Raw genomic sequence first — 15,906 nt, 5'->3', positions numbered from 1 at the left:
GAATTACACTCCTACCGCCACAGACACAGGCTCTGCCAATGAAACTGTTGGTGCTAAACCAATTGGGTAACCGATATAACCTGTTGGTAAATATTCGATGACTTGTACTGGCAAGCTAATGCTAGTCTCACCCGCTTGTACTGTAATACGTTGACCATCTTGAACATTTAAGCGTGTTGCATCTTGTTCACCCACCGCAAACATCGCTTCAGGAATGCGAGATTCCATTGCAGGTGTTTTGATAGTGAATTCACCAGAACCAAAGATATGGTGCATTGGCACAAGACGGAAACTTTCAGGGTTCACCACCACAGCTGTTGGTGCAACATAGCTACGTGCAGGACGTTTAGCTAAACGATCGAATAGACGGATACCTGAATCACCACCTTTTAAGTGACCACCCACTTCATCTTGGTATTTGTTCCAAGCTTGTGGTGAGTTCCAGCCCGCAGACCATGCGAAAGGTACCAATGAAGATGCCGTCTGAGTTCCGACATAACCTTCCATCGAGAACGTCAATGCTGAATCTGGATCAGTCGGCTGTTTCGGTTCATGAATCGATAACGGCGCACGAATTGCAGTACGACCCGAGTAACGACGTGGTTCACGTGCGATCTTCAAGCCGTGGATACGGTAACCCGCATCTGGCGCAACCTCTTCAATTGCAGCAAGTACGGGTACATTCTTGACGATGTCTTCAATCACATCATCCAACAATGTCCAATCAACTGCTTTGCCTTTAAGACCTGTCTCAACGGCATGTAACCAGCGCCATGATTCTTTGATCGCATATTCTGGCTTGTAGTAGCTTGGGTCATACACTTGATAGAAACGTTGTGCACGGCCTTCTTGGCTCACCACAGTACCATCACCTTCAGCGAAGCTTGCTGCCGAAAGTACGATATCCGCAAGTTTCAAGGTTTCAGTTTCACTATGATCCAAGACGATCACAGTTTCAGCTTTATCTAATGCAGCTTTGACTTGTGCTACAGGTAAACGACGGGTTAAGTCATTTTCAACCACAACCACGGCATCAAAATCTTGTGCAAATGCTTGTTCTAGGCTTAAACCGCCAAACAATGCCAAGCCCATTGAGTTCACTTCAGGAACAGTCAATGACAAGCCCGCATTTCCACCTAAGTTTTGCGCAACTTGAGCAGCAGCTTCCATGATTGCAGGATCTTGTAAACTAGTCCCCGAGATAATCAATGGCTTTTTCGCCGCTTTCAAAGTATCCGCAATGGTTTGCGCAAAAGCTTTGGCATCATCTGCCAAACCAGTCAATGCTTCACCTTTCACCGCAGCAGCAACCGCAAAACCTAAACGTGCGATGTCATTAGGCGATGCAACCACTTCACCTGTCGCCACATCCGCTAAACGCGTTTGCGTTGCCGCAAGGATATAGATAGGGGATTTTGCATCTTGACCGATACGTTGTACCGGTTCAGCCAACCAGTCTGGTGTACGTGTTGCAGCAGCCATTTCTTTGGCTTTGTTTTTCGCAGCTTGACGCACAGACAAGGCCATACGTGGTGCAGTTTGAGTTAAGTCTTCACCCAAGATCAACACCGCATCATAGCTTTCAATTTCACGCATGTTCGGGTTATAAATCCCCTGTGTTTGCATGATTGATGCTGCTAACTCAACCAAGTTCTGCTCTTTTTGAGACATCCCTGTTGAGTAGTTGTCTTGTCCAACCAACTCACGCAGTGCATAGTTTGATTCCAAGCTTGCGCGTGGAGAACCAATACCTAACACTTTCTTGCCTTTCAGCTGAGTAATCACTTGATCAAGCGCTTGATCAACAGTTACGGTTGCAACAGTTTCACCATTACGGAACTGTGGTTGACGTGGACGGTCTTCACGGTTCACATAGCCTGTACCGAAACGACCTTTATCGCAAAGGAAGTATTGGTTCACAGAACCATTGAAACGGTTTTCAACACGACGGATTTCGCCATAACGCTCACCCGGAGAGATGTTACAACCTGAAGAACAGCCGAAACATACGCTTGGCGCATATTGCATGTCCCATTTACGGTTATAACGTGCTGAATGAGTCTTGTCGGTAAATACACCTGTTGGACACACTTCAGTCAAGTTACCCGAGAATTCAGATTCTAAAGTACCTGATTCTGGACGACCGAAATAGACACGTGACGCATTGGCATAGACACCAAAGTCCGTCCCACCCGCATAGTCTTTGTAATAACGCACACAACGGTAGCAGGCGATACAACGGTTCATCTCATGCGCAATAAACGAACCCAACTCTTGGTTATAGTGAGTCCGTTTGGTAAAGCGATAACGACGACGATCGTGTTGCGTCATGACGGTCATATCTTGTAAATGACAGTGACCACCTTCTTCACAGACTGGACAGTCGTGTGGGTGGTTCGTCATCAAGAATTCAACAATCGACGCACGGAAATCCGTTGCTTCTTTGTCTTCAATCGAAATATAGGTATTGTCGGTCGCAGGTGTCATACATGACATCACCAGACGTCCACGTGTGTCCTCAGGATTCGCATACTGAGTCACCGCACATTGACGACAAGAACCAACAGAACCTAAGGATGGGTGCCAACAAAAATACGGGATGTCGATGCCAAGGCTAAGACATGCTTGTAGCAAGTTTTCTGAGCCGTTGACTTCATACGATTTTCCATCGACATGAATTGTAGCCATAGTCGAATTCCTTAAGCTTGTTCTACGTCTAGAGCAGGAGCATGGGTTTTAACCTTAGCTTCAAACTCGTTACGGAAATATTTAAGTGCGCCCATAAGCGGCTCCATCGCACCCGGTGCGTGAGCACAGAAAGTTTTACCGATCCATAATTTACGCGTCAGTTCTTGTAAATGATCGATATCTTCTTTCTTACCTTCGCCTGTTTCCAGTGCTTTAAGCGCTTTCACTGCCCAAGGTAAACCGTCACGACATGGTGTACAGAAACCACATGATTCACGCGCAAAGAATTCTTCTAAATTACGTGTTGCAGAAACCATACATTGGCTTTCATCCACCACCATGAGTAGGCAAGTTCCTAAACGAGAACCTGCTTTCATGATCGTCTCTGAATCCATTGGCAAATCAATGTGTTCAGCAGCCAAGAAATCCGTTGATGCACCACCCGGTAACCATGCTTTCAAGGTTAAACCGTCGCGCATACCACCCGCATGTTCTTCAATCACTTCACGCGCAGTTGTACCAAATGGTAGTTCCCAAAGACCTGGGAATTTAACTTTGCCTGATGCACCATAAATCTTGGTGCCCGGATCTTTCGACTTACCCGCAGACAAGTTGATATACCACTCTGGGCCACGCAACATGATCGCTGGCAAGTTATTGTAGGTCTCAACGTTGTTGACAATCGTCGGACGACCCCATGCCCCTGCAACTTGCGGGAATGGCGGTTTGGTACGCGGATTGGCGCGGCGACCTTCAAGTGAGTTGATCAATGCAGTTTCTTCACCACAGATATAACGACCTGCGCCGGTGTGAACATGCATATCAAAGTTCCAGCCTGTTCCAAGGATATTGTCACCCAAGTAACCTTTGGCACGGATTTGCTCTAATGCTTCATTTAAGTATTGAGCTGCTTCGACATATTCACCACGAATGAAGATATAACCTTGAGTTGCTTCTAAGGTATAACCTGCAATCAGCATGCCTTCGATCAATTGATGAGGAAGTTTTTCCATCAACAAACGGTCTTTAAAGGTACCTGGTTCCATTTCATCGGCATTACAGATCAAATAGCGTGGGCCACCATCATTGGGCGCCATCAATGACCATTTAATTCCCGCTGGGAAACCTGCACCACCACGACCTTTGACTGTCGCAGCTTTAATGACTTCAAGCACATCTTTTGGTGGCATGCTCAAGGCTTTTTTAAAGCCAGCATAACCTTCTAGTGCTTCGTATTCATCGGCAGCACGAACAAACTCTTGTTTGCTCAAACGCCAAGTCAATGGATGCGTTTCTGGGTTACCGTCGCCATAAATTGGTTTTGGTTCAGTATTCATACATACTTCTCCAATAACTGTTTAACTGATGACACGTCCACGAGGCCGTGCGTATCTTCATCAATCATTAAAGTTGGACCTTTATCACAGTTGCCTAAACAGCAAATTGGGAGCAAGGTAAAACGACCATCTGCTGTGGTTTGTCCATACTGGATACCCAACTCGCGCTGGAACGCTTCTGCCAAAGTTTCTGCACCCATCAAGAAGCATGCAATTGAGTCACACAATAAAATCACATGGCGACCCACAGGTTGACGGTAGATACGGTTATAGAAAGTTGCAACACCTTCCAGATCCGCCACACTCATACTCAACAACTGTGCAATCGCATTCATTTGTGCATCATCAACCCAACCATTACGGCGCTGTACACACTTCAAAGCATCCAAAGAAGCCGCACGTGGGTATGGGTAATGATCAATGTGATGTTCAATGTCATGAATTTCGTCCGCAGTCAAAATTCCTTCAACATTCACACGTGGTTTTTTATCAGTCAAAATCATCATAATCGTTTACCCCTAGCGATCCACGTCAGCCATAACCACGTCAATGGTTGCCAAATAAATGATCAAGTCAGAAACCAAACTGCCGTTAATCACTGAAGGCATTTGCTGTAAATGCGTGAACGTTGGTGTACGAATACGGGTACGATAGCTCATGGTTGACTTATCAGAAGTGAGGTAATAGGTACTCGCACCCTTCACCACTTCCGTCATAAATGAAGACTCGCCCGCTGGCATTACAGGACCCCAAGAGACGCTTAAGAAGTGCGTAATCAAGGTTTCAATATCTTGTAATGTCTTATCTTTCGGTGGTGGAACTGCCAATGGATGATCCGCTTTATATGGACCAGACGGCATGTTGTCCAAGCACTGCTGAATGATTTTTAATGATTCAGTGATTTCACGGAAGTGAACCAAGACACGTGCGTATGCATCGCCTTCATATTCCACTGGAATATCAAAGTCGAAGTTTTCATAACCACTGTATGGACGATATTTACGAACGTCAAAATCAATACCCGTTGCACGTAAACCTGTACCTGTCACACCCCAAGCCAACGCAGATTTCGCATCGTATTGCGCAACATTGCGAGTACGACCGATAAAGACTGAGTTTTTAAGTGCCGCAGTGTAGTACTCGTTCAAACGTTTCGGCATCCATTCCAACAACTCTTTCACTAGCTTTTGCCAGTTGTTTGGAAGGTCATGCGCGGTACCGCCGATACGGAACCATGCTGGGTGCATACGGTAACCCGTAATCGCTTCAACGATGTCATAGACTTTTTGACGGTCTGCGAACATATAGAATACTGGGGTCATACCGCCCGCATCCTGAATCGCTGTACCACAGAATAATAAGTGGTTATTGATACGGAATAACTCGTTCAACATCACACGAATCACTTGTGCTCGCTCTGGAACTTTAATACCAGCAAGCTGCTCAACAGCCATCACATATGGCATGTTTTGCGCACAACCACCGAGGTAGTCAACACGATCGGTATACGGAATGAATGAATGCCAAGTTTGACGTTCAGCCATCTTTTCCACACCGCGGTGGTGATAACCGATATCAGGCACACAATCTTTAACTTCTTCACCGTCCAACTGTAACACCACACGGAACGCACCGTGCGCAGATGGATGGTTCGGACCCAAGTTCAGGAACATGAAGTCTTCGTCATCATTACCGCGTTTTAGACCCCAGTCTTCTGGGACAAAGCGTAAGTGTTCTTGTTCGAAATCTTGCTTCGCTTGGTCTTGCATATACGGGGTATATTCTGTCGCACGGGCAGAATATTCTTTACGTAACGGATGACCTTCCCAATAGGTTGGCAACAAAATACGACGGAGCATTGGATGCCCAGCGAAATCGATACCAAACATATCGTAAGCTTCACGCTCGTACCAGTTGGCATTAGGCCAAATATTGGTTGCGGTTGGGATGCTTAAATCATTTTCATTCAATGCAACTTTAATACGAATATCACTATTACGCTCAAGCGATAACAAGTGATAGAACACAGTAAAGTCAGATGCTGGCAAACCGTCACGGTGAACACGTAAACGCTCATCGACCGCTGACAAGTCAAACAACATCACATAAGGACGTTCCACTTTACGGAGGAACATAAGGACTTCTTGCACGCGTGCGCGCTCAACCCAGACTGTTGGAAACTCTTCAAAAGTCGCCTGCACATAGAAGTTCTCACCAAACTTGGTTTTGAGCTCTTCTACGATTGCAAATGCTGGGCGTGAATCAACTGGAGTTGATTCTGGCATAGCAATGTCAGTTTCAGCCATTGGCTTGGCTTCCTATTTAATACAAATTTTGTCAATTTTCCCGACGACCATATTCATCATGAAATATGTCAAAAATTCATCGTTAAAATTATTTAATTTCATCCATAGAGCGTAGGTTTTTCACCGCAATACGTTCCGCATTTTTACGGTCACGTTCTGGCATCATCTTTGGCTTATACACAGGCTGAAGATCATCACCAATAACCGCTGAAAGTGGACGGCGCTCAAGTTGAATTTGGTCTTGCAATAACATCAATGCTTGGATTAATGCTTCTGGACGCGGCGGACAGCCTGGGATGTACACATCAACAGGAATAATTTTGTCTACACCTTGAACCACTGAATAGATGTCGTACATACCACCTGAGTTAGCACAAGCACCCATTGAAATGACCCATTTAGGCTCAAGCATTTGTTCATACAAACGTTGAATGACAGGCGCCATTTTGACAAAGCATGTGCCTGCAACAATCATCAAGTCTGCTTGACGTGGTGAAGCACGAATTACCTCGGCACCAAAACGTGACAAGTCATGCACACCTGTTAATGTGGTTGCATATTCGACATAGCAGCATGATGTACCAAAGTTAAATGGCCACAAAGAGTTTTTACGCCCCCAGTTCACTGCTGTATGCAACACATCTTCAAGACGTGTCATCATCACACTTTTATTCACTTCTTCCTCAAGTGGATCAGTGACGATTTGACGATCTTGTAATGGATATTGATCGGCATCCGGATTCGCACGGGTTAAAGTATATTTCATCCCGACTTACTCCTTTTCAAGTAATGATGTAGTCGGTGTTTTAGATTTAACACGACCAGAAGACTGTGCTGGAATATGACCAGTAGGATCGACAACTAACTCTTCAATGTTATTGAATCGCGTAATGTCTGCAATGTTCATATTTGGCGAACCGATTTTGGTCTTCACGCCAGCTGCTTTACGACGATCTGAAGGTGCCCAGTTAAGTGCGCCCGTAGAAAGCTCATAAATCAAACCAATCAATAAAACCAAAATAAAGACGGCAGCCGTTGCAAAACCCACCCAACCAACTTCACGAACTGAAGTTGCCCAAGCGTAGAGATAGAGGGCTTCTAGATCGAAAACCACAAAGAAAATTGCAACTAAATAGAACTTGGCTGACAAGCGGATACGAGCACCGCCCGCACCAACTACACCTGATTCAAACTGCTCTTGCTTTGCACGTCCCCATGCTTTACCCCCGAGGAGTAAGGGAACTGTCAGCATAAAAACGCAAAGAAATGTAACGCCGATCACGAAGGCAATTATTGCCCATTCGTATGGAGTAATGGCACTCATGCGGGGATAACTCCTGGCAGGCCTATTTTTAACAAAGAATGTATGTATTGGCCTTCAAATACACCAAACACAAAATTAATCCCGCCAATTGTACCTGATTTCTAATTTCTCATGCTAGTTGAAGCGCTTTAGTCTTTCGGATGATTTTGTCCTTAAATTTACAGATATATCCAAGATCATGGTTAATTCACCCCTAAAAATCGAATTATCTAATCAAGAATAGCATGTTGATCATTTTTTTCTTTATTTAGGCCTTAAAAAACATTCGTGTTTTGATCCACTGCCCCAATTTATTGCAGCACGAACTAAATCATTGCATTGATACAAATTTATGATGAAAATTTAAGCAGAATTTATATAATAGCGCGACCTTCTCTCCCCTACAGAACCATGTCCGAATGCCCCAAGCTCATGCAGCATTAAAACCACGCTCGCTTTTACAACTATTTCTACTCTTTGCGGGGGTGATTCTGCTGTGCTGCCTACTTGGCATCGCCACCAGACACCTGACTTTTCTGGCCTCTTTTTGGCCTGCAAACTCGGTGTTACTGGGTTTACTGATTCGCTTTCCACAAACTCGGCACCCGATCAGCTTTATCGGGGCAATTGTCGGCTATCTACTTGCTGATGCCTTGCAAGGCACTCCTCTCTTGCTCAATATCTGCTTGAACTCTGCCAATTTGCTCTATGTCATCACCACACTGACCCTGTATATCAAATTTAATGCCTTTATCCGCTCACTGCATCACGGTTATTTTTATCTCTTTCTATTCAGTTTCTGTTGTATCGGCGCTTTGGCCAGCTCGTCATTTGCAGCGCTGACCCTGCCTTTACTCAACACCAAATTCGCGCTCGGCTCATTCTGGACCGATTTTGGTTATTGGTTTACTGCTGAAATCCAAAATGCCTTGTTACTGCTCCCTGCGATGATCAGTGCACCACATTTCGCCGAGTTTAAACAACAACTGAAAGAATTTAAAACCCAGACCGTGCAAGAAAGCTTGCCCTTATTTGCGGTCATTTTTTCGATTGCGATTGGCTACTACGATGCAGGCCCCGGTTCACTGCTGTACCCGATTGCCGCCCTAATTTGGTGCGCTTTGAGCTATCGTCATTTTTCAGTGGCAGTAATTACCTCAATCAGCTGCGCCTTTGTGATTTATCATGTCTCACAAAACTATCTGCTGCTTTACCCCGAACAGTTTTTAAACAATGCTATCTCAATCCGCCTTGGGCTGATTATGATGACCATTGCCCCGCTCACGGTTTCCAGTATCAATATGGTACGATCCAAGCTGATTCAAGAGCTGCAGCACACCATCGCCCATGATGAACTGACTTCCAGCCTGACCCGACGCCAATTTTTGCAATCGGTGCAACTGTTTCAGCAACAAGCAACCCACACCGGTCAAACAACTGCTTTTCTGATGCTCGACATTGACCACTTTAAACAGGTGAATGACAGTTATGGACACCAGATGGGTGATCGTGCCTTGCAAAGCTGTGTACACACCATTCAAAGCCTGCTTAGACCACAAGATCTACTGGGCCGTTTAGGCGGCGAAGAGTTCGCCATCTTTATGACCGATACAGATGCCGACACGGCTTATCTGTGTGCGGAAAAAATTCGCCTGCAAATCAGTCAAACCCCGATTGAATATGCAGCGCAACAGACCTTTTCGATTCAAATCAGTATCGGTGTTTGCATTTGTGAACCTGAAAATCAGCATTCAATAGAGCAACTATTTAAACAGGCCGATGATGCGCTGTATCAAGCCAAGCGACTGGGTCGCAACCAAGTTGTCATTTCGACATAATATGTTGCAATTCAGCTAAATACTTTAATTATCTTTATACACAGCAGCGCGAATAGATGAGTATTCTAGAATGAGCACAAAAGGAGAAAAACATGCATCTAGAATACACACACGACTCGGATTATTTCTTTTTTTCACAACTGCTGATGCGTCATATAGAAAGTTATGTTCGAAAACATCCAGATGCTGATAATGCGATTTTTGATTTAAGAGACATCTACGAAGTATTTAGAGAGGATTTTGCGGCAACCACAACCAATCTAGAAAGTATTTTGAATATTGCAGACAGCTATAAAGTCGAAACCTTAAATGGAGATCAAGCACTCATCAAAGGCTATAAAATTGATATTAAAAATAATGCCCTACTGATTGATTTTAATGCGGATGCATTGCAAGGTCTGCGCTCAGGCAAACCCCTGATTGAACCTGACCCCTCTGTTCATGAGTAAGCAGCGATAAAACAAGGTCATTTAAAAACCTGATTTAGCCAAAGCATTGCGCTTTGGCTTTTTTATTGCTGCATATAAAAAAGGAATGATCTGCATCATTCCTTTTTACATGGTAGTTATTTCTTAATCACTTGTTTATAACGCTTGGCAGGCCAGGTCATAACAAAGCGCGCGCCACCCAAGTTTGGACTTTGATCGACTTGAATGGTACCACCGAACCAGTAAGCAATTCGGCTGACAATCGACAAACCTAGACCATAACCGCCCGAAGCACGGGTACGACTATCATCCAAGCGAGCAAAAGCTTCAAAAATACGACTGCGCTCTTGCTCTGGAATTCCTGGCCCGTCATCTTCAACGCAGACATAGGCATTACCATCGGCACGAATCCCACCACTGATGCGCACCTTATGATCACAATAACGGACCGCATTACCGACCAGATTCTGCACCACTCGGTGTAGATAACGGCGCTCTGCATCCACCTTCAAGGCCAATGGTGGCGCAATCAATTCAATTTCTTTTTGCGTCTTCAGCGCTTCGGTTTCCATTGCGACTTGGTCAAGCACTTCAACCAAGACAATGTCCTCAAAATCTAAAGATGGCGTACCCTGCTCCAACTTGGCATAGGTCATGATCTCATCAATCAAGGTATTGAGCGCTTCAATATCCTTATCGATCATGTCGACCTGCTGAATACGATAATTATAGTCGTCTTCTTCCGCCAGCATTTCCATACCAAAACGAATCCGCGCCACAGGCGTTCTGAGCTCATGCGATACCGCACGCATCAACTCGCGCTGTGCTTCAATCAAACGCTGAATATGGTCGGACATGTTGTTATAACTGGAGGCCAAGTTTGCCATTTCATCGCTGCCCTCAATCGGGACACGTAAGGACAAATCACCAGACTTCATCTTATTCAAAGCATAACGAACCTGACGAATTTTACGTTCTAATGGCAAGATCAGACCGTAAACCCCTAAGCTCAACAAGAACAAGCTAAACAAGGTAATGCCTGCAGAAAGCTGGAATGGCATCCAATTGAACATCGGCACAGGGCCTAAAATCAGTACTTGTGCAGAATGATTCGGCATTGGCGAAACAATGGAAATGGTGGTGCCGCGTACTGTTGCACTGTCTTTATACAACAACACACTTTGATCTTGACGCAAACGACCAATCTGCTCTGAATCCAGATTGATATCTTTAATATCGGCAATTTCAATTGGGTAATAGAAATGTTTTTTGATTTTGTCTAAATATTCCCGCTCCTGCCCTGGATAAAAAATCAAATAATCCAGTACAAAGATCGGCAGCGCCTTCATTTGGCGTTCGCCAATTTTGTCGACTTTGATATAGAGGAAATGTTTAGGATCGTCTTTTAGACCGATAATAATATAGCCGATGCCATTATTGGCATCATACCGAACCACTGACTTTTGTTCAGCAATACGTTTTTTCTCAGTACGAGACAGTTCTACCCGTTCCGCATCCACATAGTAGATCGGCAATTCCAGCAAATCAGAAGCATCGGAAATCCAATCTAACTTTTGTTGCTTTTCTGGCTGACGAGACACCCCTTCACTAATGACATAGGAAATACCATCAGTAAGAGATTCACGATATTCTTGCGCACGTTGATAGTTAATGATCTGCACCAGCAAATAACAAAATGCGGCAACCACAACAACCAAAACCACCAAACCAGCATAAATACGCAAGAATATGCTGTTTTTTAGTACTCGACTTACCATTGGGTAAATAATTCCAAGCTAGTGAACACCTCTCCCTAAACAACCACGCTGCACAGAGCTTGCTATTAAGGGAAAAGCCCCCTGAGATCAGGAGGCTTAGCGTGTTTAGATTCCGTTGGTTTCTTTAACGAATAAATAACCCTTACTACGTACAGTTTTAATACGTTTTGGATTTTCTGGGTCATCACCGATTTTTGGACGGATACGTGAAATACGCACATCAATCGAACGGTCTTGGCCATCGTACTCGATACCGCGTAAACGCTCGAAAATATCTTCACGAGACAGGATACGACCTGCATTCGACGCCAATAACCATAACAAGTCATATTCAGCGCTAGTGAAGTCAACCAACTCACCATTTAAAGTCACTGAACGACCACCGTTATCAATCACCAGATCATCAAATTCGATACGTTGTGCCACTTCGTCTTCTACTGTTTTGTCAGTGCGACGTAATAAAGCACGAATACGCGCTAATAACACACGTGGTTGAACTGGTTTTGCAACGTAATCGTCTGCACCCATTTCCAAACCAAGTACCTGATCCATATCTTCTGTACGTGCAGTCAACATTAGAATCGGTTGATGATAATGTGGACGCACTTCACGACAAACGGTCAGACCATCTGCACCCGGTAACATCACATCAAGAACCACTAAATCTGGTTGCTCGCTGATAATGCGACGGATTGCACGATTACCATCAGTTTCGACTCCAACTTCTAAACCGTTACGAATCAAATACTCTTGTGTTAAACGTGCTAAGCGCTCATCATCTTCTACGATTAAAATCTTCGGTAACTTTTCTTCTTGGCTCATTTGTTGCCCCTAAAATCTGAGTGAATCCATCTATAAAAATCTGATAGATACATTGGTTTATGTTTTGCAATATACACACGTTTACATTGTAAACAAGTAGCCGTTCACCAAACTGATACACGCTTACCCTGTTTTGTTATCTTTTTATTAAAATTATGAATTTTAATATATTTTTCAGAAATATATGCATTTTCCGACAGGATGAATATTTAGTATAGATTTTGTGCCAATGTTAAACAATTTGTTTCTTTATTCGCCCAAAACAATTTAAGTGTCTGTTTTTTGAGTTATCCACAGAGTTATCTATAAGCCTTTTTTAACGGCTTTGATATGCTATGTGACTGTGATTTCAGCAGTTAAGACATGAAAAAAAAATTACTAAAATGTCAAGGATTGATCTACTCCAAAAAATCCCGTATCTTGTGTTGAAAATAAACTTTAACCACTAAGTATTGTGTTTATCCCTCAAACATCGTGGCATACTTTTTGCTCGATTCAAACGGTCAATGAACATAAAAATAGATGATAATGGAGCTATGCTGACATGAGCATCATCACTTCTACTCCTGGCCAACTTCAGGTCATTAAGCGCACCGGTGAGATTGCGACATTTAATGCCGAGAAAATTTCTGTTGCGATTGGGAAAGCATTTTTAGCTGTTGAAGGTCAACAAGGTACGGATTCAAGTCGTATCCATGACCGTATCACGCAACTGACAGAAATGGTTATGAACACCTTCAATCGTCGCCTACCGTCTGGTGGCACGATTCATATCGAAGAGATTCAAGACCAAGTTGAATTGGCATTGATGCGCACAGGCGAGCAAAAAGTTGCCCGCGCCTATGTGATTTATCGTGACCAACGCGCAAGTGCTCGTCAGCAAACTGGTGCGAACCATCACCCTACCCTACAAATTACAGATGCCAATGGTCAGCTCCAACCGTTGGATTTGGATGCGCTTACCGCAACCATCCAAACTGCAAGTGAAGGTCTAGAAGGGATTGATGTTCAAGCCATCCTTGATGAAACCGTAAAGAACTTATACAACGGCGTAAAAGAAAGCGATATCGCGACCACCATGATGATGGCAACGCGTACCCGTATCGAACAAGAGCCGAACTATACTTATGTGACTGCACGTTTACTCAGTAGCGAATTGGTCAGCACGGGTCTCGAGTTCTTAGGTCTGCCAGCAGAAACCTTGGAAGGCGACGCTTTAGAAACTTTCTTGAAGAAAGGGATCGAGCTTGACCTGCTTTCTGAAGACTTGTTGAACTTTGACCTTGCTAAATTGGCTGCTGCGATCAAACCAGAACGTTCAAACCAATTTACTTACTTAGGTCTACAAACTTTATTTGACCGTTACTTCATCCATTCAAATGGCGTGCGTTTTGAATTACCACAATTATTCTTTATGCGTGTGTCGATGGGTCTGGCACTTAACGAAGAAAATAAAGAAGACCGTGCAATCGAATTCTATGACTTATTGTCTAGCTTCGACTACATGGCATCTACACCAACGCTATTTAACTCAGGTACTTTGCGTCCGCAATTATCAAGCTGTTACTTGACCACCATCGGTGATGACCTATACGACATTTATGGCGCAATGCGTGATAACGCAATGTTGTCTAAATGGGCTGGCGGTTTAGGTAATGACTGGACACCAGTTCGTGCCTTGAACTCATATATCAAAGGCACTAACGGTAAATCTCAAGGTGTGGTTCCTTTCCTTAAAGTTGCCAACGATACAGCCGTTGCTGTCAACCAAGGTGGTAAGCGTAAAGGTGCAGTCTGTGCATACCTCGAAACTTGGCACTTGGATGTTGAAGAATTCCTAGAGCTGCGTAAGAATACTGGTGATGACCGTCGTCGTACTCACGACATGAACACAGCGAACTGGGTGCCTGACTTGTTCATGCAACGTGTATTTGAAGATGCTGAGTGGACATTGTTCACCCCGTCTGAAACACCAGACCTGCATGATTTAACGGGTGCTGAATTCGCTGAGCGTTATGCGCACTACGAAGCAGTCGCAAAACAAGAAAACATGCTGCATAAGAAAGTCCGTGCCAAAGACTTATGGCGCAAAATGCTTTCGATGTTGTTCGAAACGGGTCACCCGTGGATCACATTCAAAGACGTATGTAACTTACGTTCACCACAACAACATGTGGGCGTGGTTCACTCTTCGAACTTGTGTACAGAAATCACTTTAAACACCAACCAAGATGAAATCGCGGTATGTAACTTAGGTTCGATCAACCTTGTACAACACGTTCAAGGTGGTGTATTAGATCGTGAGAAACTTGCGCGTACAGTGAAAACTGCGGTGCGTATGCTCGATAACGTGATCGACATTAACTACTATGCCGTGCCACAAGCGAAGAATTCAAACTTGAAGCACCGCCCTGTGGGTATGGGAATCATGGGCTTCCAAGATGCATTGTATGAAATGAATCTTGCTTATGGTTCAGATGCAGCGGTTGATTTCGCTGATGAATCAATGGAAGTGATCAGCTACTACGCCATCGAAACCTCAAGCAACCTTGCGCTTGAACGTGGTGCTTACTCAACATTCAAAGGCTCATTGTGGGATCAAGGGATCTTGCCAATCGACTCTTTAGAAATCGTTGCAAAATCTCGTCCAGAGCGTATGTTCGAAGTGGATCGCACGCAACGTTTAGACTGGGATACTTTACGTACTAAAGTTCAAAAAGACGGTATGCGTAACTCAAATGTGATGGCGATTGCACCGACTGCAACCATCTCTAACATTTGTGGCGTGTCTCAATCAATTGAGCCAACTTTCCAGAACTTGTATGTGAAATCGAACCTTTCTGGTGAGTTCACCGTGATCAACCCTTACCTTGTTCGTGCATTAAAAGAACGTGGTCTTTGGGATACCGTCATGGTGAATGATCTGAAACACTTCGAAGGTTCAGTACAAAAAATTGCGCGTATTCCTGAAGAATTAAAAGCAATCTTCGCGACTGCATTTGAAGTGGATACTCGCTGGATCGTAGATGCTGCGTCACGTCGTCAAAAATGGATCGACCAAGCACAGTCATTGAACCTTTACATCGCTGGCGCGAACGGTAAGAAACTTGACATCACCTATAAGATGGCATGGTTACGTGGTCTTAAAACCACCTATTACCTCCGAGCTTTAGGTGCAACATCGGCTGAGAAATCAACCATCAATACTGGCGCACTGAATGCAGTTAAACCAGCATCGGTTGAAGCGCCTGTGGTTGCGGCAGCACCAGCGGCAGTTGTGGCTGAGAAGAAACCTGAAACTGCGGTTGAAGAAGATGGTTTCACGACAGCAGCACCAGTGCCATTGGCGTGTTCAATTGACAACCCAGACTGCGAAGCTTGTCAGTAATTTTATTCCTCTCTCCAT

Annotated in this window: 11 protein-coding genes; 3 read left to right on the top strand and 8 right to left on the bottom strand. The window is 44.3% G+C overall.

The annotated features are described in order from the left end of the window. Positions 1-3 precede the first annotated feature (3 nt). The 6 genes from nuoG to ndhC all read right to left on the bottom strand — a co-directional run bounded on the left by nuoG (position 4) and on the right by ndhC (position 7,655). Complete coding sequence (nuoG, locus tag V6E90_RS00560; RefSeq protein WP_016541638.1) at positions 4-2,688, bottom strand: NADH-quinone oxidoreductase subunit NuoG; 2,685 nt, start codon at positions 2,686-2,688, stop codon at positions 4-6. Between the two features lie 11 nt (positions 2,689-2,699). Further along, complete coding sequence (nuoF, locus tag V6E90_RS00555) at positions 2,700-4,025, bottom strand: NADH-quinone oxidoreductase subunit NuoF (RefSeq protein ID WP_016541637.1); 1,326 nt, start codon at positions 4,023-4,025, stop codon at positions 2,700-2,702. Further along, the gene (gene nuoE / locus V6E90_RS00550) at positions 4,022-4,531 is read right to left on the bottom strand and encodes an NADH-quinone oxidoreductase subunit NuoE (protein WP_016541636.1); all 510 of its coding nucleotides are present in this window, start codon (positions 4,529-4,531) and stop codon (positions 4,022-4,024) included. The genes nuoF and nuoE overlap by 4 nt, the downstream gene beginning before the upstream one ends. A gap of 12 nt (positions 4,532-4,543) precedes the next feature. Continuing rightward, the gene (gene nuoC / locus V6E90_RS00545) at positions 4,544-6,331 is read right to left on the bottom strand and encodes an NADH-quinone oxidoreductase subunit C/D (protein ID WP_004655448.1); all 1,788 of its coding nucleotides are present in this window, start codon (positions 6,329-6,331) and stop codon (positions 4,544-4,546) included. 88 nt (positions 6,332-6,419) lie between these two features. Beyond that, positions 6,420-7,097 carry a NuoB/complex I 20 kDa subunit family protein gene (locus tag V6E90_RS00540; protein ID WP_004638049.1) on the bottom strand — a complete coding sequence of 226 codons (678 nt, stop codon included), beginning with the start codon at positions 7,095-7,097 and terminating at the stop codon, positions 6,420-6,422. Positions 7,098-7,103: 6 nt separating this feature from the next. Continuing rightward, positions 7,104-7,655, bottom strand: coding sequence for an NADH-quinone oxidoreductase subunit A (ndhC, locus tag V6E90_RS00535; protein ID WP_016541635.1), 552 nt, complete (start codon positions 7,653-7,655; stop codon positions 7,104-7,106). A gap of 398 nt (positions 7,656-8,053) precedes the next feature. Here ndhC and V6E90_RS00530 point away from each other — a divergent pair, with 398 nt between their 5' ends. Both V6E90_RS00530 and V6E90_RS00525 read left to right on the top strand, forming a co-directional pair. Next, positions 8,054-9,472 (top strand): GGDEF domain-containing protein, encoded by a 1,419-nt coding sequence (locus tag V6E90_RS00530; RefSeq protein WP_016541634.1) that lies wholly within the window; start codon positions 8,054-8,056, stop codon positions 9,470-9,472. A gap of 92 nt (positions 9,473-9,564) precedes the next feature. After that, positions 9,565-9,921, top strand: coding sequence for a hypothetical protein (locus V6E90_RS00525; protein WP_004655454.1), 357 nt, complete (start codon positions 9,565-9,567; stop codon positions 9,919-9,921). 116 nt (positions 9,922-10,037) lie between these two features. Here the strand turns inward: V6E90_RS00525 and bfmS are convergent, their stop codons facing one another. Together bfmS and bfmR are read right to left on the bottom strand one after the other, a co-directional pair. Next, complete coding sequence (gene bfmS / locus V6E90_RS00520; protein WP_332604203.1) at positions 10,038-11,678, bottom strand: sensor histidine kinase BfmS; 1,641 nt, start codon at positions 11,676-11,678, stop codon at positions 10,038-10,040. Positions 11,679-11,783: 105 nt separating this feature from the next. After that, complete coding sequence (bfmR, locus tag V6E90_RS00515) at positions 11,784-12,500, bottom strand: response regulator transcription factor BfmR (protein ID WP_004655457.1); 717 nt, start codon at positions 12,498-12,500, stop codon at positions 11,784-11,786. 544 nt (positions 12,501-13,044) lie between these two features. Here bfmR and V6E90_RS00505 point away from each other — a divergent pair. Further along, positions 13,045-15,888 carry a ribonucleoside-diphosphate reductase subunit alpha gene (locus tag V6E90_RS00505; RefSeq protein ID WP_016541632.1) on the top strand — a complete coding sequence of 948 codons (2,844 nt, stop codon included), beginning with the start codon at positions 13,045-13,047 and terminating at the stop codon, positions 15,886-15,888. The last annotated feature ends 18 nt before the right edge of the window (positions 15,889-15,906 follow it).

Origin of the sequence: Acinetobacter sp. ESBL14 (genome assembly GCF_036668815.1) — a bacterium.
In the GTDB taxonomy this organism is placed as follows: domain Bacteria; phylum Pseudomonadota; class Gammaproteobacteria; order Pseudomonadales; family Moraxellaceae; genus Acinetobacter; species Acinetobacter gyllenbergii.
Note: the sequence above shows the minus strand (reverse complement) of the source record. Positions and strands in the feature narration are given on the sequence as shown.